The sequence below is a fragment of the Microcoleus sp. LEGE 07076 genome (assembly GCF_015207455.1).
GTDB lineage: Bacteria > Cyanobacteriota > Cyanobacteriia > Cyanobacteriales > Microcoleaceae > Microcoleus.
Genome location: NZ_JADEWV010000020.1, coordinates 1 through 17,954 on the forward strand (window position 1 = coordinate 1; position 17,954 = coordinate 17,954).

18 protein-coding genes are annotated in these 17,954 nt (G+C 45.0%); 7 read left to right on the forward strand and 11 right to left on the reverse strand.

Features of this window, described 5'->3' with window-relative positions; translation table 11 throughout:
* Window positions 1–396 precede the first annotated feature (396 nt).
* The 4 genes from IQ270_RS05225 to IQ270_RS05240 form a co-directional block, all read right to left on the reverse strand.
* Window positions 397–1,380: a GntR family transcriptional regulator gene (locus IQ270_RS05225; RefSeq protein ID WP_193972188.1), complete on the reverse strand. Its 984-nt coding sequence runs from the start codon at window positions 1,378–1,380 to the stop codon at window positions 397–399.
* A gap of 732 nt (window positions 1,381–2,112) precedes the next feature.
* A complete protein-coding gene (locus IQ270_RS05230) occupies window positions 2,113–3,801 on the reverse strand; it encodes an adenylate/guanylate cyclase domain-containing protein (RefSeq protein WP_193972189.1) in 1,689 nt (562 codons plus the stop codon).
* A gap of 42 nt (window positions 3,802–3,843) precedes the next feature.
* Window positions 3,844–5,235: an aminopeptidase P family protein gene (locus tag IQ270_RS05235; protein ID WP_193972190.1), complete on the reverse strand. Its 1,392-nt coding sequence runs from the start codon at window positions 5,233–5,235 to the stop codon at window positions 3,844–3,846.
* Window positions 5,236–5,363: 128 nt separating this feature from the next.
* Window positions 5,364–5,501 carry a hypothetical protein gene (locus tag IQ270_RS05240; RefSeq protein WP_193972191.1) on the reverse strand — a complete coding sequence of 46 codons (138 nt, stop codon included), beginning with the start codon at window positions 5,499–5,501 and terminating at the stop codon, window positions 5,364–5,366.
* A 133-nt stretch (window positions 5,502–5,634) separates the two neighbouring features.
* On the opposite strand from IQ270_RS05240, the gene IQ270_RS05245 reads away from it, so the two are divergent.
* Both IQ270_RS05245 and IQ270_RS05250 read left to right on the forward strand, forming a co-directional pair.
* Window positions 5,635–6,078: a DUF4332 domain-containing protein gene (locus tag IQ270_RS05245; protein WP_193972192.1), complete on the forward strand. Its 444-nt coding sequence runs from the start codon at window positions 5,635–5,637 to the stop codon at window positions 6,076–6,078.
* Between the two features lie 114 nt (window positions 6,079–6,192).
* Window positions 6,193–6,543, forward strand: coding sequence for a Spx/MgsR family RNA polymerase-binding regulatory protein (locus IQ270_RS05250; protein ID WP_193972193.1), 351 nt, complete (start codon window positions 6,193–6,195; stop codon window positions 6,541–6,543).
* An 11-nt stretch (window positions 6,544–6,554) separates the two neighbouring features.
* On the opposite strand, the gene IQ270_RS05255 is transcribed toward IQ270_RS05250, so the two are convergent.
* The 6 genes from IQ270_RS05255 to IQ270_RS05280 all read right to left on the reverse strand — a co-directional run bounded on the left by IQ270_RS05255 (window position 6,555) and on the right by IQ270_RS05280 (window position 12,556).
* On the reverse strand, window positions 6,555–7,001 hold the full coding sequence (locus IQ270_RS05255) for a GNAT family N-acetyltransferase (RefSeq protein WP_193972194.1): 447 nt from the start codon (window positions 6,999–7,001) through the stop codon (window positions 6,555–6,557).
* Window positions 6,982–8,601 carry a cyclic peptide export ABC transporter gene (locus tag IQ270_RS05260; protein ID WP_193972195.1) on the reverse strand — a complete coding sequence of 540 codons (1,620 nt, stop codon included), beginning with the start codon at window positions 8,599–8,601 and terminating at the stop codon, window positions 6,982–6,984. The genes IQ270_RS05255 and IQ270_RS05260 overlap by 20 nt, the downstream gene beginning before the upstream one ends.
* A 107-nt stretch (window positions 8,602–8,708) precedes the next feature.
* Window positions 8,709–9,308, reverse strand: coding sequence for a Uma2 family endonuclease (locus tag IQ270_RS05265; protein WP_193972196.1), 600 nt, complete (start codon window positions 9,306–9,308; stop codon window positions 8,709–8,711).
* Between the two features lie 168 nt (window positions 9,309–9,476).
* Complete coding sequence (locus IQ270_RS05270; protein ID WP_193972197.1) at window positions 9,477–10,076, reverse strand: Uma2 family endonuclease; 600 nt, start codon at window positions 10,074–10,076, stop codon at window positions 9,477–9,479.
* A gap of 27 nt (window positions 10,077–10,103) precedes the next feature.
* Window positions 10,104–10,613, reverse strand: a complete 510-nt coding sequence (locus IQ270_RS05275) for an OsmC family protein (protein WP_228056094.1) — start codon at window positions 10,611–10,613, stop codon at window positions 10,104–10,106.
* Between the two features lie 383 nt (window positions 10,614–10,996).
* The gene (locus tag IQ270_RS05280; RefSeq protein WP_193972198.1) at window positions 10,997–12,556 is read right to left on the reverse strand and encodes an NAD(P)H-quinone oxidoreductase subunit N; all 1,560 of its coding nucleotides are present in this window, start codon (window positions 12,554–12,556) and stop codon (window positions 10,997–10,999) included.
* Between the two features lie 43 nt (window positions 12,557–12,599).
* On the opposite strand from IQ270_RS05280, the gene IQ270_RS05285 reads away from it, so the two are divergent.
* Complete coding sequence (locus IQ270_RS05285) at window positions 12,600–12,785, forward strand: hypothetical protein (protein ID WP_193972199.1); 186 nt, start codon at window positions 12,600–12,602, stop codon at window positions 12,783–12,785.
* Between the two features lie 73 nt (window positions 12,786–12,858).
* On the opposite strand, the gene IQ270_RS05290 is transcribed toward IQ270_RS05285, so the two are convergent.
* Window positions 12,859–13,377, reverse strand: a complete 519-nt coding sequence (locus IQ270_RS05290) for a GNAT family N-acetyltransferase (protein ID WP_193972200.1) — start codon at window positions 13,375–13,377, stop codon at window positions 12,859–12,861.
* Window positions 13,378–13,923: 546 nt separating this feature from the next.
* Here IQ270_RS05290 and IQ270_RS05295 point away from each other — a divergent pair.
* From IQ270_RS05295 to IQ270_RS05310, 4 genes are all read left to right on the forward strand, one after another.
* Entirely contained in the window at window positions 13,924–14,115 is a 192-nt protein-coding gene (locus IQ270_RS05295) for a hypothetical protein (RefSeq protein WP_193972201.1), read from the forward strand.
* Window positions 14,116–14,212: 97 nt separating this feature from the next.
* Window positions 14,213–16,960 (forward strand): type I DNA topoisomerase, encoded by a 2,748-nt coding sequence (gene topA / locus IQ270_RS05300; RefSeq protein WP_193972202.1) that lies wholly within the window; start codon window positions 14,213–14,215, stop codon window positions 16,958–16,960.
* 380 nt (window positions 16,961–17,340) lie between these two features.
* The gene (locus IQ270_RS05305; RefSeq protein WP_193972203.1) at window positions 17,341–17,589 is read left to right on the forward strand and encodes a DUF4926 domain-containing protein; all 249 of its coding nucleotides are present in this window, start codon (window positions 17,341–17,343) and stop codon (window positions 17,587–17,589) included.
* A 102-nt stretch (window positions 17,590–17,691) separates the two neighbouring features.
* Complete coding sequence (locus IQ270_RS05310; RefSeq protein WP_193972204.1) at window positions 17,692–17,946, forward strand: hypothetical protein; 255 nt, start codon at window positions 17,692–17,694, stop codon at window positions 17,944–17,946.
* Window positions 17,947–17,954: the final 8 nt, after the last annotated feature.

The window sequence follows — 17,954 nt, forward strand, 5'->3', positions numbered from 1 at the left end:
GGCGTGCCTGCTTTCGATCGCAGTTTTAACATTAATTGATGGTTGAATTTCAATTGGCATAAATGATTAGTCAGTTGTTAGTTGTTAGTTGTTATTGGTTAGTTGTTGTTTGTTATTTGTTATTTGTTAGTTGTTAGTTGTTGTTGGTTAGTTGTTATTGGGAATGGAAATTAACTAATTACTGTTGACTGTTGACTGTTGACTAATGACTAATGGCTGTTGACTAATGACTAATGGCTGTTGACTAATGACTAATGGCTGTTGACTGTTGACTAATGGCTGTTGACTGTTGGCTGTTGACTGTTGGCTGCTAACAAATAACCAATAACCAATAACCAATAACAAATAACCAATAACCAATAACCAATAACCAATAACCAACAACTAACAACTGACTTACCCCAAGCCCAACTCGCGCTTGAGCAAATTAATCGACTTAGAGCCGATGTAATTTTCAGAGCATATCAGTTGCGGGGGACGAATAATATCCTCTCTGGCAGCGTTAATGGCAGCTTTTACTGTAGCAAAACTCGGTTGGTCGCAGAAAATTGTTCTCGCCGATCGCACGATCGAGTTAATCTTGTAGGTATCCGACAGCAAAGCCGTCATCACCAGCAAATCCTCGCCCCGGATACTGTGGATGATCACTTCGGTCGATCGCAACATTCCCGGACTCAAGCTGACCAAACCCAAATAACTATCTTTCGGCAAACCCCCCACAAGCTGGATTTCCTGATCGTAATCGTAAATGTCTACGGGAATGACTCGCACCGAACGCGGTGCCGAAATTGATTCTGCTTCTCCGATAAAATAGCGACTCGTGATCACAGTTCCCGAAGAGATTTGATCCAAAAAAATACCTAGCTGTTCCATCGGCACTAATTGTATAGGAATCCGCAAAGCTTGTTCGAGTTCTTTCGCCATCAGCTCGCCCACGCCGATGTCTTCTGTGGGGGCTGTGACGACGACTCGGGCGCTGCACCTGAGCCGCCAGTCAATTTCGGCCAAAAATAATTCCCTCGCTTGGTTGAGCGTACAGCCCTGTCCCAGCAGTTGATCCATACTTTCTTGCACTATTCTGTTAGCGAGGGGATATTCTTCGAGGATCGCCGATTTGACCTTACTGCCACCTTCGTGGCCTTGAGCGCGGACGTAAATGCCCGATCCGGCTTGGGCCTCTACCAGTCCGGTATTTTCAAGCTGTCGGTAGACTTTGCTGATGGTGTTGCGGTGCAAACCCGTCTGCATCGCTAGTTGTCTGGTACTGGGCAAGCGGTGTCCGGGCGGAAACTGGCGCGAGGCGATCGCAAACCTGATTTGATTAAATAGTTGTGTGGATGCGGGGATATCGCTATCTGTTTGAATATGAAATTGAACCATATTAAAGGCTCCGAGGACTTCAACTTAGTATTTTTATAACGTTGAGTACCGCGCGGGATTGCTCGGATATCTCTGTGTATAGCATAATCTGATTTGGTTCATCTGTTGGTGTCGTTTTGCTTGGCTGGCGATCGTGCCTGATTGTTCAGCTACTTTCAAGTCTTAGCTGTAGGGTGCGTCAGGCAAAATAATTCTCAATTCTCACTCCCAATCTCAGAACTGACGCACCATTCATTAGTTGGTGCGTCAGAATCAGATTGTGAATTTCTCGCACAAATTTTACGCTTCTGACGCACCCTACTTCACTGAGGCTTCATTAGTTGGTGCGTCACAATCAGATTGTGAATTTCTCGCACAAATTTTACACTTCTGACGCACCCTACTTCACTGAGGCTTCATTAGTTGGTGCGTCAGAATCAGATTGTGAATTTCTCGCACAAATTTTACGCTTCTGACGCACCCTACTTGACTGAGGCTTCATTAGTTGGTGCGTCACAATCAGATTGTGAATTTCTCGCACAAATTTTACGCTTCTGACGCACCCTACTTGACTGAGGCTTCATTAGTTGGTGCGTCACAATCAGATTGTGAATTTCTCGCACAAATTTTACGCTTCTGACGCACCCTACTTGACTGAGGCTTCATTAGTTGGTGCGTCACAATCAGATTGTGAATTTCTCGCACAAATTTTACGCTTCTGACGCACCCTACTTGATTGACACACTTCTACATTTAATCTCCGGCTATCTCCATCTCCCTTACTGTTTTTCTACCCGTCAGCCAATAAGTCCGCATTTTCCCTTTACCTTTAATCTCGATCTCACCACGATCTTCAAATTCATATTTATCCTGCAGCCACTCATGAGTATAGTGGCTGACTTGAATGCGGCCAGGTATGCCGTGAGATTCCATGCGGCTGGCTGTATTCACCGCATTTCCCCACAGATCGTAAATGAATTTTTTAGTACCGATTACCCCCGCCACCACCGGGCCGCTATTAATCCCGATGCGGATCTCAAAATTCGCCTCTAGCTTCACATTTAATTCCTGAATTGCTACTAGCATATCCAGTGCCATTTCCGCGATCGCCTCTGCGTCATCCGGGCGTGCGATGGGAATACCACCCGCTACCATGTAAGCGTCCCCAATCGTCTTGATTTTTTCTAACCCGTGCTTATCAGTCAGTTTGTCAAAAGTCGAAAAAATTTCATTCAACAAGTATACTAACTTAGTTGCAGACATAGTGGTAGAAATTTGAGTAAAATTCACCAAGTCAGCAAAAAGAATAGTTGCTTTCTCAAACTTGTCGGCAATTACCCCCGGTTCGTGCCTCAACCTGTCGGCGATCGGTTCTGGCAAAATATTTAGCAGTAAATCCTCAGTTTTTTTCTGTTGTTTTCTGAGTGCCGATTGCATCTTCTTGCGCTTGGTGATATCGTGAAAAAATACAGAAATGCCGTCGTAACTAGGAAAAGCCCGGACTTCAAACCACGCTCTTAAGGGACGGTAATATTTGTCAAAATTAACTCCCACTTGTTTGGCTACAGCTTCATGACACTCTTCATAAAATACCGAACTTATTAAATCGGGAAACTCTTCCCAAAAAATTTTACCAAAAAGTTCTTCTGGCGAACGCTGCAAAAATTGCGATGCTTTGTAATTGACGTAAGTAAAACGCCACTGGAGATCGAGAGCAAAAAAAGCATCGCTCATTCCTTCTAAAAAATTGACAATTTGCTCGTCAGTAGAACGGAGTTTTGCTTCAACTTGTTTTTGCCTGAACTGCGCCCGCTTTAATTTACCATAATTAATTCGCAACTCCATTTGGCTAATAACTTGCCTTCCTAAAGTCCGCAGCGCTTCTAGTTGTTCTGGGGTGAGAGCGCGGGGGACTGTATCTATCGCGCACAAAGTGCCGATCGGGAAACCATCAGGAGTTACTAGCGGTGCTCCAGCATAAAACCGAATATTGGGATTGGAAGTTACTAGCGGATTCCCCGCAAAGCGATCGTCTTCTAAAGCATTAGGTATAACTAGCAATTCGTCGGGATTTAAAATAGCGTGAGAGCAAAATGCTATCTCTCTCGGAGTTTCTGGTGCGTCCAAGCCGACTTTTGACTTAAACCACTGTCGGTTAGCATCTACCAAGCTGACTAAAGCAATAGGAGTGCCACAAATATACGATGCTAAAGCTGTGAGGTCATCAAAAGCTTCGTCGGCACCTGTATCGAGAATATTGTAGCTATGAAGTGCTTTTAGTCTCTCTTCTTCGTTGCTAGGCAAAGGTGCAGCTTGCATCGGCGGCGGCGAAGATACACGGTTGCGAAAAATGCGCGCAAGTCTCCTTGCTGCGAACTTTTGGATTTTTGATGCCAGTTTTTCAACTAGCATCAAAAGACCTGTTTGCCAAGCTTTACTCATCTTTATTTATTTTTTCACGCCTGATTGAACTGCGATGGATCCTCATGCACCTAGGGCAACTAACTCCTCAATTTCCTGAGCTTTCGCTGGTAACTTCCCTGTCAATACTTCTCTACCCTCTTCGGTAACAAGTATATCATCTTCAATGCGTATTCCGCGCAGGTCTGCGAATTTTTCCAACTCGTCCCAGTTTACGAAGTCTTTATATTTGACGCGAATTTCTGAGTTATTCAAAATTGCTGGAACTTGATAAAATCCCGGTTCGATCGATACCAGCATTCCCGGACTCAAAACTCGATTCAGCCGCAAAAATCCCAACCCAAACCGACTGCTTCTGACTCTTGGGGCTGCATAGCCTGCCAAATCTCCCAAATCTTCCATATCATGAACATCCAAACCGATTAGATGTCCGATGCCGTGCACGAAAAATAGCGCGTGAGCATCCATTTCCACCAAATCTTCAACATTGCCCCGCAAGATACCCAAATCCACCAATCCGGCAGCTATAATTCGAGCAGCTAACAGGTGAATATCAAGATATTCCACGCCGGGACTAATCTTCTCAATACAAGCATCGTGCGCCGCCAAAACGAGATCGTAAATTGCTCTTTGAGTTGGCGAAAATTTCCCAGAAACAGGCCAAGTGCGGGTCACATCGGCCGCCCATCCCATTGACGATTCGGCACCGACATCTGCTAATAGCAAATCTCCTGTTTGTAGCGGATTGTGATAGTGCTCGCTGTGCAGAACTTCGCCGTGCACCGTGACGATACTGGGATAGGCGCAGGTCATATTTTCTGAGACGATCGCACTTTCCATTGCAGCGCGCACCCCTGCTTCAATTCGAGCATTTCGAGTGGCCGCCATCCCCGCTTTGTGAGCTTCTACGGTGACAGCCGCAGCTTGACGCAATTCGATCAAACTAGCTGCATCGTGACTCAGGCGCAGAGATATGACTGCCTGAGTTAATTCTAGATCAATTCCGGTTGGCGCTTTGGACGGTGCAAGAGGGCGAGCGAGAATTTCACGCTGTTGCAACTGAGTCACAGAATCCTGAAGGGCGATCGTTGCCGCATTTGTCGATCGCGCTTTTAATTCAGTCATTGAAAAAGCAGCATCAGCCCCAATTATTTCAGCAATTTCTGCTCGTTTCGGCATTTCCCCGTGCCAAATAGTGCTGCTAGCAGGTGCGTCATCTAAGAACAGTTCTAATTTGCCCGCTTCTAAGCGAATCGCAGCATTTTCCAACGGCAAACCCGCGAAATATAGAAAGTGACTGCTAGCGCGAAAAGGAAAAGTAAGCGCCGGATAATTGCGAGGAATGCTGCGACCCGACCAAAGAATTACCGGAAAATTTATTAAATTAGCCAGTTTGTGTCGCCTTTGGCGTAAAGCATCTCTTAACAAATCATCACCTTTTGTAGTAATATTCATGAATAAAAACAGATAATTTTGACTTGTGTCTGTAGTAAGGACTTAAATCGGTTAATTTTCAGAGGTAAAATAAATAAAGCCCTAACTTCCAATGTACCAGCTCTTTAGAAAAAAGTCTAATCTTTATATTATTGCTTGCTGTCATCTTTTTCACTGTTTTTTTGAGCGTGTCTGTCCTCATCCCCGAGCTGATTTTGCTCGGCAAAAATCTGCCCCGACTGCAAGGACAAAAAGCCTGAAAGTGCTGCTAGGCAAGTAATTAACATTTCCTGTTGCAACACAGGCGATCGGCAAAATTCCTCGATCGAGTTTTTAGAGATTTTGTGACATAAGCGATCGCCTCTATTGACTGTTTGATATTTGACACTTTAAAGTATAAGTAAATCCACCGAAAATAACATGAAAAGTTCTCACATAACTCGTAAAAATTCCGTACAACTACGTGACTGGCCGATCGAACACCTACCGGGCTTGAGCAATGAAAATCTGTCTCAACTACAACAGTGCGGCATCACCACAACCGCGCAATTAATTCGGATGACGAAAACACCTGCCGCCAAAGCCTTGCTAGCACATCAATTACAGATTAACATTCAATCTGTGAATAAATGGGTAGCAATGGCAGAGCTTGCTCGTATTCCGAGTGTCGGCTGTCAATATTGCGGGCTGTTGCTGCACGCAGGCGTTGCTTCAGCGTCTCAATTAGCTCAAATGCCCGTCGAGAGATTGCACCAACAAATCCTGAGACTGCACGTAGCGACAATGCAGCGCAATGATTTGACTCCTTCGGTCGATCGCGTGCAAAAATGGATTCAACAAGCTAAATTAGTTAGCGGTCATTAGTTATTGGTTATTAGTTATTAGTTATTGGTTATTGGTTATTTGTTGCTTCCAATGCCCAATGCTTTTCGACCCAATTCCCAATTCCCCATTCCCCATTCCCCATTCCCAAATATTATGTCTGTTCAAGTTTACGGAATCCCCAACTGCGGAACCTGCAAAAAAGCTTTCCAGTGGCTCAAAGATAACGCTGTCAATTACGAGTTTGTTAACACAAAAGAACAGCCACCCACTCGCGAAACCATTGACAACTGGGTAGCTACTTTAGGTTTTCAACCAATGCGAAATACTTCCGGTCAATCTTATCGCGCCTTGGGCGACGAGAAGAAAGATTGGACGAGTGAAAATTGGGTGGAAGCCTTTGCTAGAGATGCAATGCTACTGAAACGTCCTCTTTTTGTCAAAGATGGAACGGCTGTTTTAGTAGGTTTCAAAGCAGAATTAATTCGCGAAAAATTAGGGATTTGAACAAACTAAATTTACCGCATTTTTCGCATAAACTTCATTTCACCGATATCATCAGTGAAACCCCAGCGTTTGTAAAATGGGATCATTTTCGGCAAACAGTTAAGATTCATATTCTCCACGGCTTGCAGTTGGGGATGATTTAAGACTGCATCCATCAACACCTTACCCAGTCCCATCTTTCTGCATGTTGGGTGGACAATCACATCCAAAATCGTGCCTCTGTAGACAAAATCAGTCATGACGCGGGTAAAGCCAATTAATCGTAGCTTGCGGGGCGGGACGCCATCGCCCTCATCGACCAAACCTATGATAACATCCGTGGCGGCAAGCATTTTCACCACATCCTCCCGCGTCCGCTTGTTACACCAGAATTCGTTTTTGTACAAATCCATCAAGTCGGAAACCTGACTTTCAGTCAAAGTTGCGACGATTCGGTACTTATCCATGTTGTCGGTCATACTCAATTTTACCGTAATCTAGTTTAATTGCGCGATCGGCTAGATCGAAATAGCGATCGTCGTGACTGATGACAAACACCGTTTTTCCCCGTCGCTTCAACTCCGGTAACAACTGCTTGTAAAAAATATCCCGAAAAAACGGGTCTTGATCCGAAGCCCACTCATCAAACAAATAAATCGGCCTGTCTTCCAAATAAGCTGTCAGCAAAGCCAGCCGTTTTCGCTGTCCCTGAGACAAAGCAGTCGTAGACAAAACCCCATCTTTCACCTCAACCTTCTTATCCAAATGAAACTCTCGCAAATATTCTGCCGCCTGCTTGTCCAAATCGTGGTTAGCCATCCCCAAAAGGCGATCGAACAAATAGAAATCAGAAAAAATCACCGAAAAATGCTGCCTGTACCATTCTCGATTCCCATCGGTAATCGGCTGTCCGTCTAATATAATTTCCCCAGATTCAGGAATATACAAACCAGTAATTAACTTAGCCAAAGTTGACTTACCACTGCCGTTACCGCCAATTATAAACACCAACTCACCCGGATGAAACTTCAAATTCAGTTCGCCCAATATAAAATTGCTATCTTCTTTATCTCCCGGATAGCTGTGAGTTGCCCCCTTTAATTCAAGAGTCTGCCACTCAGAGGTTTCAACCATTTTAACCGCCGAACTTATCTCAGCTTGACTCGCCAAAGCCAATCCCATTCTCTCGATTTTTTCGACGGAAGTATTAGCTCGAAAAATCGCCGGCAATCTTTGCAAAATATTCTGAAACGGAGACATCAAATAGGTACTTGTCAGAATGTACGCCGACAAAACAGGCGTAGAAACGGGCACAAACTTGGGCAAAGCAAATAACAGCAAACCCATTAACATAAAAAATAGCAACTGCCCAACTCCAATCGCAACCGCACCAGTATTCAAAGCAGTCACATTATAATCGCGGGAAGCATCAGCACTCATCTGCAACTCTTCCGTAAAAAACTCTTGTCGGCGCAAATAATGCAGTTTTAGTTCCTTAATTCCGTCAGTAATGCTGCGAAAATGCTTAAACAATATATCTTGTTCTTCTCTAGCTAAATCGAAGAATTTCCGCATTTTGTTTAGCAACAACTGCACCGTACCAATCATCAGCACCAAAAAACCAAATACAACCACAAAAACCGTACTAGAAATCGTGCTTAAATAAGCTAAGCAGCCAACAACAACGGCGATATCAACACACAGAAAAGGAATCAGAAATATAGTATTAGAAAGAGTTCCCACATCATCAGTCAAAGTTGCCAGCAAGCGGTTAGCCCCCAACTCTTCTAAATTCCGTAACGGAGTAGACAAAATGCCGCGACTCAAACTCAGTCGCAGATTATAAACAGCTTCTTGAGAAAGATAGATTAACAAAAATTGAGAGACAAAGCCGCTCAAAAGAGCCAAGATTGCCAATCCCGCAAAATACCAGACTAAATTAGCATTAGAATTGTCGCTGATGGCGCGGTTAATTAGGGCAATTAACATAGCGCTGGAACCGCCGCTGATTAAGCCGGTGAGTATGGCGATGGAAACATTTAACCAAGAAGCTTTTAAGAGTAGCCAGATTACATTCATCCGATTTTATTCCAAATTTAAGCTTTCAACTCAGGCTCTAACTAGGTAGGCATGGATAACCTTAGCAGTGACTGAGTTAAACATCGCATCACCCAATAGCATGAATTTCATTCCTGTACTTCTGTTTCCTCCGTCTCGAATACAACCAGCTCATAAATATCACTCACCAACATTTGCACCCCCACCGAAGTGAAAGAAACTGTTGCAGATTCTCCATTATATTCTTGAAACAACCATTGATTTGATTCATTTTTAATATATTGTTGGATGAAAAATTCTTGTTGGCTGACTAATACGTACTCGCGGAATTCAGGGATAGATCGATAAAACCGAAACTTATCCTCTCGGTCAAAATTTTTGGTAGACTTAGAAAGCACTTCTACAATCAGTATCGGATTGAGTATTTCATCCTTGCGTCCCTCAGTGCAAACTAATTCTCCTTCAACTACCATCACATCCGGGTAAGTTCCCCGTCGGTACTGAGGAATCCACAACCGCAAATCGCTCATAAATGGTCTTGCATTCTTTCCCCGCAAAGCAGATTTTAAGAATGCATAAATATTACCGATTATCTGGCTGTGATTAATTGTGCCGCCTGTCATCTGTACAATTTCTCCATCGCGATATTCATTTCTAAACTCGGCAGCTTCTTCTAATTGTCGGTACTCATCGGCCGTATGAAAATTGGGCTTGGTTTTTACTAACATTTTTACACCTTCACTATCTTTTATCCGCGTCAAAAAGTTTCGACCATTCGGTACTTATCCATATATATCGTCCCTCATAAAAATCAGAGGACTAAATTGCTCACCAACCAAATTAGTATTGTTTTACTGTTCCCAATCTGTAAATTGCATCACCCAACAACATAAAATTTATTCTTGTACTTCTGTTTCCTCTGTTTCAAATACTACTTTATTGTAAATCTCACTCATAGACATTTGGACTCCCAGCGCAGCGAAAGCAACTCTTGCTGCTTCTCCTTCGTATTCCTGAAACAACCATTGATTTGATTCATTCTTAATATATTGTTCCACTAAAAATTCTTTTTGGCTGACTAATACGTACTCGCGGAATTCAGGGATAGATCTATAAAACCGAAACTTATCCTCTCGATCGAAATCCGTTGTAGACTTAGATAGCACTTCTACAATCATGATTGGATTAAGTATCTCATCACTGCGCCCTTCGCTAAAAACTGGTTCTCCTTCAATCACCATCACATCCGGGTAAGTTCCCCGTCGGTGTCGGGGAATCCACAACCGCAAATCGTTGTGAAAAAGCTCAAATGGCTGTCCTTCAAGCAAGTTTCCCAAAACTCTACTCAAATTTCGGATAATCCGACTGTGATTAATTGTGCCGCCTGTCATCTGTACAATTTCTCCATCGCGATATTCATTTCTAAACTCGGCAGCTTCTTCTAATTGTCGGTACTCATCGGGAGTATAAAACTTTGGCTTGGTTTTTACTAACATTTTTACCTCAACGGTTGCGACTGTTTTTTAATTCTTGACTTCAGAAGCATTCATTTCAATAACTGTTGCTTCATTGAACACGGGAAAATTTACCGAATTCGCAATATAACAAACATGATGTGCATTGTCGTGCAAACTGCGTGCTTTTTCCAAATCATTACCAGCTTCGATGGTTGCGTGCGGATGCAAAATTACCTCCGTAAACCGAATTTTGCCATCTTTTTGTGCCATTTTTCCCGTCGCTTCATCCGAGTAAGAAATTACCCGAATCCCAGCACGAGCACACAAAGCGAGATAGCTCAACATATGGCAAGCTGACAGCGACATTACTAATAAGTCTTCAGGATTGTACAGCGCAGCATCGCCTCGAAATGTTGGGTCTGCTGAACCTACGAATGGTGGCTTACCCTCGATATTTATTGTATACTGGCGAGAATAAGCATCATAAGATGAAGTATAACCTTGACTGGCACCTGTCCAAACTGTATGGATGCGGTGTGTTCTTTGGTCATTATATATTAATTGGCTAGTTAACATTATAATTAATATTATATCATATCAATATCGTCTCGCTTTTTATATCAAACAATAAAAAATAATGCAACAGAAATTGTAGGGTGTGTCGCCATCAACAATCCCTAAAAAATATCGACAATTTAACAGCGACGCACCCGATCGACAGGGTCAGTGTAAACAGATACAACATTTGTGTAGCAATCTTTTGTTGAAATGGTATTAGCAGGGGCTATTGTCGCTTGGTGCGGATCCATGAGATTGTTGAGAGAATTCAAGGATTGTGGAGGGCGACACACTCTACGAATACTGTTGCGTTTTTAAAACTAGATAGAAAAATCGCCTAACTTGTTACAGTTAGGCGCTAGATCATCTTTCAAAATTCGCGCAAATTAATCGTTGCGAGATCAAAGATTCGATTCGATTTTTGCAGCAGCTACAACAGGCTGCACGTGACTGATGGCAGACTGCAATATGGGAGTTTTAGCAACAGCATCGTTGGCTAAATTAAACAAAGGGTTGGATAAAATACCTGCCAATGTTGTCGCAACCAAGGTGAGTACGACGCTGACTTGCAAAGGTCGCATTCCCTGAAGGTTCCAGCGAACTTCGGGATAATTTTTCACTGCGTCTGACATCTCTTGAGGTTCTTTGACTACCATCATTTTGACGACGCGGATGTAGTAGTAAATCGAAACTACGCTGGTAATTAATCCCAGGATAACTAAGCCGTAAAGTCCTGCTTGCCAGCCTGCCCAGAACAGGTAGATTTTGCCAAAGAAGCCAGCTAGGGGCGGAATTCCGCCGAGAGAAAGCAGGCAAATACTTAGGGCTAAAGTTAGCAGCGGGTCTTTTTGGTACAAGCCGGAGTATTCGCTGATTTGGTCGGTTCCAGTTCGTAGCGAGAACAGGATGATGCAGGCGAAAGCGCCTAGGTTCATAAACAGGTAAACCAACAGATAAAATATCATGCTGGAGTAACCGGCTTCGGTTCCTGCAATTAAACCCAGCATTACAAAACCGGCTTGGGCGATCGACGAATAAGCCAAAAGCCGCTTCATGCTAGTCTGGGCGAGGGCAACTACATTGCCCAACACCATGCTGAGTATGGCTAAGGCTGTGAATATGAATTGCCACTGGGCGGTAAGTGCGGGGAAAGCACTGGTTAACAACCGGATGGCTAAGGCAAAACCGGCGGCTTTGGAACCGACGGAAAGGAAGGCGACAACTGGTGTGGGCGAACCTTCGTAAACGTCTGGAGTCCATTGGTGGAAAGGAACTGCGGAGATTTTGAAGGCGATGCCGGCGATCGCAAAAACCAAAGCAATTACCAAACCGAGAGATTGACCGTTATTAACTGTAGAAAGGTTGGCTGCGATCGCACTTAGCTGAGTTTCGCCGCCAGACAATCCGTACAGCAGCGAAATACCGTAGAGAAACACCGCCGAAGAAGACGCTCCAATTAACAAATATTTCAAAGCAGCTTCATTGGAACGCGGGTCGCGTTTTGTGTAACCTGTCAGCAAATAAGACGAGATACTCAGAGTTTCCAACGAAATAAAAATCATCACCAATTCATCAGCGCCAGAAAGGAACATTCCCCCCAAAGTAGCGGTGAGCAAAATGCCGATAAATTCCGCTAAAGCAGTACCAGTTTGCAGTACGTAGCGGACGGATATCAAAATAGTGACAGCGGCTGTCAAAGCGATAATTCCGCGAAACACCAAACTCAAGGCATCGCTGTTAAAACCGCCCAGAAACGAGATGGTATTAACGTTGTCCCACTGCAAACACAAGGCAGCGACGGCGGCCAGCAAGCCGGCAACAGCAACGTAGGGAGTCCAACTAGAGGAACTGCGGCCTACGATTAAATCGCCGACGAGAACCACCAAGAGGGTGACGATGACAATTCCCTCCGGCAAGATAGTTCCAGCATTTAGCTGGGCGGCAAGAGTAGCAAAATCCATATTTTCAGACAATTTTGGGTAGTACAAGGCCGAAACGGCTGTAATGGGCAGCGAACTCGTAAAAATTCTTTACCAAACACCGATTGTAGCGGATTACAGCTTCGCCAACCGAGTTGGGCGGGTGTTTGTTGCTGGTGAGGTGGCGGGGATTCTGCCGCAAAAGCGATCGTACTGCGGAAAAATCGCCATTGGGGCCGATCGGGCAAATTTTTTTTCCTTCACCCGTTGACACCGAGGCAACGTAAGGCGTTTAGGATTGATTGATTGGCGATCGACTCTGAACAGAAAGGAGGTAACTGTCTTTACCGCGATGCTATCGCCCTTTGATTCTCCCAATCTGCTCGGCTGAGGCGATAAACAAAGCAGTCATCGTCGCCAAACTTTCGCGGTTCAACAAATTGGAAACCAAGACGTTCGTAGAAGCGGTGGGCGCGGGTATTGTTCGCAAGCGGATCGATCAGTACAGCCGTCACAGCAGAGTCAGCGAAACATCGAGCCAGTGCAAGCTGCATCATTTGTGTGCCGTAGCCTTTGCTCAATTCTTTCTCCTCTCCGATCCAGATATCAATGGCGCGGAGATTGGCAGCAACATCATCACCCCAGTAGTGACTGTCCTCAAGTGCTGGATCGATAATCTGGATAAATCCGATCGGGCGATTGTCGATTTGAGCAATCAATTGTTCTCTCCAGTCGGGAGTGCGATCGAGTTCTATCTCCCAACCCCAATCATCGTTAGTTTTTGCGTCAATTATGTGAGGTTGCTCGTCCCAGCGTCGCAGTAAATTTAAATCTGCGGGGGTAGCAGGGCGTAAATTTATCATGGCTTTTTTGCATCTAAAACTTGTTGCAGCTTTGCTGTCGCGCCCAAACGATCGCCTCTTTGGCAAACATCTGCCGTTTTGCGAAATAGGCGATCGCTAAATCACGGAAACCACTGGATAATTATAACTTTCTTTCACCACTAATATCGTTTTCGGTTGCATCGGAATGATTTAACCTTACTAGAACACAGAGAACACAGAGAGGTCGGAGAGAAATGAATAATTCCGTTAGCATCGGAATTGATATAAACCGTCCTTCAATCCAATAGCCAATAGAAAGCTGATTGCTCTTCGTGTCAATTATTTGACCGTCTATTTTAATATTGCATCTGTGTGTATGTGCCTCACATCTGCGGTTGAATTATCAATCGAAGATTTACGCAAATTTGTAAGGCGTTCCCAAAATCGGATCAAAAATTAGTCCCACAATATCTGATGTTAGCTGGCGATCGCCAATCGGTCAAATAGTCGATCGCGCTTCTAGTCTTTTTGCAGGGAAACCATCAAATCTATCCCAATCTCAAATCTAAAACTTAAAATCTAAAATTGAGGAACCATCCGCCCGCATCCAACAGTCTCAGCATCGAGTTACCTGCAATTCTGCTACAGTCAGTCATGACATCCCCGTGCATCTTCCAGAGACAAGGGTTCCCAGCCTCTGCGCCGACAGCAGTAAAATCCCATCAGCTTGTCGCAGTCAGCCCGATCGGCAATAACTTACAAATTAAGGTAGTTTGAAAATAACCCCTAAAGTTCCCATAAACCTTGACATCCGACCTACACTCTGTAAATTAGACACTCTAACTGCGCCGCCATCCATATTTAAAAAGATGCCATGTCAACTTTAGTCATCGTCGAATCTCCCACAAAAGCCCGCACCATTCGCAACTTCCTGCCCTCCACCTACCAGGTAGAGGCATCGATGGGTCATGTCCGCGACCTCCCATCCTCCGCCGAAGAAATACCAGAAGCGGTTAAAGGAGAAAAATGGGCGCAACTCGGCGTAAACGTGGAGGCAGACTTTGAACCCCTCTACGTCATCCCCAAAGATAAAAAGAAAATTGTTAAAGAACTCAAAGATGCCCTCAAAGGCGCAACAGAACTGATTCTAGCCACTGACGAAGACCGCGAAGGCGAAAGCATTTCCTGGCATTTACTGCAAATCCTCAAACCCAAAGTTCCCATCAAGCGGATGGTGTTCCACGAAATCACCCGCGAAGCCATCCGCGATGCTTTGACTCACTGTCGCGACATCGACAATCGAGTCGTACAAGCCCAGGAAACTCGGCGAATTCTCGATCGACTCGTCGGATACACCCTTTCTCCGCTACTGTGGAAAAAAATCGCCTGGGGTTTGTCCGCCGGCCGAGTCCAGTCAGTCGCCGTGCGACTGTTGGTACGCCGCGAACGCGAACGCCGCGCCTTCCGCCAAGGTAGCTACTGGGATTTGAAAGCCGTTTTGGAAAAAGGCAAAATTTCCTTTGATGCCAAACTCGTCACAGTCGGGAATGTGAAAGTTGCCAACGGTAGCGATTTCGACGAAAATACCGGGCAAATTATTGCAGGCCGCCGCGTCATGTTGCTGAACGAAGACCAAGCCAGGGCTTTACTTTCGCGAATTCAAAACAAACCCTGGACTGTCGGCAATATTGAAGAACGACCAGTCACCCGCAAACCGTCGCCGCCTTTTACGACCTCGACTTTACAGCAGGAAGCTAACCGCAAGCTGAGGCTGGGTGCGCGGGAAACGATGCGAATCGCCCAAAGTCTCTACGAACGCGGTTTTATCACCTATATGCGGACGGATTCGGTGCATTTATCCGAACAGGCAATTACCGCTGCCCGCAGTTGTGTCCAAGAATTGTACGGTAGCGAATACCTCAGCCCGCAACCGCGCAAATACACGACCAAAAGCAAAGGTGCCCAGGAAGCCCACGAAGCTATCCGCCCGGCCGGCAGCACTTTTCGGACTCCGCAGCAAACGGGATTGGATGGCGTGGATTTCCGCCTCTACGATTTGATTTGGAAGCGGACAGTCGCTTCTCAAATGGCAGATTCGCGCCAAACTCACGTGACGCTGTTAACTCAGGTGGAAGATGCAGGTTTCCGTTCCAGCGGGAAACGCATTGATTTTCCGGGCTTTTTGCGCGCCTACGTGGAGGGTTCCGATGACCCGGATGCGGCTTTGGAAGACCAAGAAGTGATTTTGCCGGCGCTGAAGGTGGGGGATAAGCCTAATTGTAAAGATGTAGAAGCTGTCGGCCACGAAACTCAGCCTCCCGCCCGTTTCACGGAGGCTTCTCTGGTGAAGATGTTGGAAAGCGAAGGCGTTGGCCGTCCGAGTACCTATGCGAGTATTATCGGTACAATTGTCGATCGAGGATACGCAAAATTAATAGCTAACGCGCTGATTCCGACCTTCACCGCTTTTGCTGTCACGACTTTATTAGAAACACATTTCCCGGATTTAGTAGACACGGGTTTTACTTCTCGCATGGAACAAACCCTCGATGAAATTGCCACGGGCGAGGCGAAATGGTTGCCGTATTTGCAAAAGTTTTATACAGGGGAAACGGGACTTGCAACGCAAGTTAAGGAACAGGAAAGTCAAATAGACGCGAAAGTTGCCCGAACTGTGATATTGGAGAATATCACAGCCAAAGTTTGCATCGGTAAATACGGCGCTTACCTCGAATCTGAAAACGAAGAAGGCCAGGTAAAAGCATCGATTCCCCAGGATTTGACTCCGGCAGATTTAGACCCAGAAAAAGTTGAGTTTCTGTTAAAGCAAAAAACTGAAGGGCCAGAAAAATTGGGTTTGCACCCGGAAACTGGGGAACCGATTTATGTGCTGATTGGCAATTACGGGCCCTATGTTCAGTTGGGGGATGTTTCGGAAACGAACAAGAAACCGAAGCGTTCTTCTTTACCGAAGGGGACGGATAAGGATAGTGTGACGGTTGATATGGCGGTGAGTTTGTTGACTCTACCTCGGTTGTTGGGGACTCACCCGGATACGGGGGCGAAGGTGCAGGCTAATTTGGGGATGTACGGGCCTTATGTGGTGCATGACCAGGGTAAGGTTGGTAAGGATTATCGATCGATCAAGCCGCCTGATGATGTTTTGACGATCGAGATCGATCGGGCATTAGAACTATTATCGCAGCCGAAAGCCGCCCGCGGCCGCGGTAAATCGGCCACACCTTTGAAGGAATTGGGCGCACATCCAGAGTCGGGAGAACTCCTCAATGTTTACGACGGCCGTTATGGGCCCTACGTCAAACACGGCGATATCAATGCTTCTTTGGCTAAGGATGAATCTGTGGAGAATTTCACCTTACAAAAAGCCCTGGATTTGTTAGCAGCGAAGGAAGCAGCGGGCGGCGGCAAATCTAGCAAGTCGAAGAAGTCAACGAAGACAACTGCGGCGAAGTCGGAAACGGCGGCGAAGAAAACAACTACTGCGAAGAAAACCACTGCGGCGAAATCGGAAACTGCGGCTAAGAAAACCACTGCGGCGAAAAAGACAACCACTGCTAAAAAGACGACGACTGCTACGGCGAGTAAGAAGAAAACAGAGTGAAATTAGTAAGGAGACGTTGAAATTAGTAAGGACACAGCAGTGCTCATAGGTGTCAACTTAAGGTCAAACCCAGTCAGAGACTGTTATTTGACTATTAAATCTAGATCCCCCCTAGCCCCCCTTAAGAAGGGGGGGACAGGAGTCTTTTCAAAGTCCCCCTTCTTAAGGGGGATTTAGGGGGATCTAGACTTAGGTAAAAGCTAGAGATACCAAAGGTTTCAGCCTTAAGTTGACACTAATGAGCAGTGCTGTGTCCCTACAAAACTCACGGATTTCTTTTGGATGATGCGTTATCGAAGAAATAGAAACTTTTTGGCTGCAACGACGGATTGATGGAAAATTTCAGTTTGTGACGCTACAACCTTTTAAGGAGACTTAACATGATTCTAAAGCTATATCAGGAAGTTGCTTTAACTCGTGACTTACCAGAATATCAACTCAGAGCTGGAGATATTGCCACATTGGTTGATTTTGTTCCTCATCCTAGTGGTGGTGAAGAAGGCTGTCTGTTGGAAGTATTTAATGCTGTTGGTGAGTCTCTTACAATTATAGCCGTCCCCATCTCTACTGTAGAAGTTCTCCGCCCTGATGAAATCTTAACTGTTCGTTCTTTGGCAACAGCAGGTTAATATTGATTCACATCCAGGTTGTAGAAACCGTGGCATCGGAACATTTTGTTTTAATGATATAATCAAAACTATCCATGTAGTAATTGGAGTAATTGAATCACCATGATATCTGAACTTATGGTACAACCTTCCTACTGGATCGATCGGGAGATTTCGATGCAGAAAGTCAGAAATCTTTACTTATTCAAATTTACGGAAAACCTGCAAGCCAGATTAGAAGAACTAGCCGAGAGAAAAAAGGCCTATCTTTTAACTTCAGAAGAGGTTGTAGAATTAGCAAGCTTGCTAGAACTCGATCGGATTTTTACCTTAATTAACGCTAAAGTTATAGCAGCTTCATGTCAGTTAGACACTTAATTAATTAG